Raw genomic sequence first — 367 nt, 5'->3', positions numbered from 1 at the left:
GCATACTGTGCGTATGCCTCGATATTGCCTGAATTCACAAGCTATTTGTAAGCAATGATGGATAGTGGCTAGCAGTGGAATCCAGTTTGACGCGCGTTTCGTCCTATTTGGGACTCGTCAGTTGGATGTACCTGCATCTGAGAGAGTTGATGTTCACTGTGTGACTCGAACCCAGTACCATTCGCTTGAAACGCCATCGCGTGATCCACTCAGCTACTGAGTTCTCATAGCCACTTGCTTGTGCAATGTGGTGAATTCGAATTCACTTGATATTGTCTTTTACTTGTATCTTCCCATTGAGGTTTAACACTGCAATTGATCAGTCTGTTATTGGCATATGTGCATACTGTGCGTATGCCTCGATATT

Annotated in this window: 1 protein-coding gene; it reads right to left on the bottom strand. The window is 44.4% G+C overall.

Annotated features, from left to right (window positions below):
• Positions 1–68: 68 nt before the first annotated feature.
• Complete coding sequence (locus tag EES38_RS23400; protein ID WP_279432231.1) at positions 69–197, bottom strand: hypothetical protein; 129 nt, start codon at positions 195–197, stop codon at positions 69–71.
• Between the last annotated feature and the right edge of the window lie 170 nt (positions 198–367).

Source organism: Vibrio viridaestus (genome assembly GCF_003856525.1).
In the GTDB taxonomy this organism is placed as follows: Bacteria; Pseudomonadota; Gammaproteobacteria; order Enterobacterales; family Vibrionaceae; genus Vibrio; species Vibrio viridaestus.
Note: the sequence above shows the minus strand (reverse complement) of the source record. Positions and strands in the feature narration are given on the sequence as shown.

Bases quoted from the DNA above. Each gene is read 5' to 3' on its own strand.
- EES38_RS23400 (WP_279432231.1), bottom strand. From the start codon at position 197: ATGGCGTTTCAAGCGAATGGTACTGGGTTCGAGTCACACAGTGAACAT.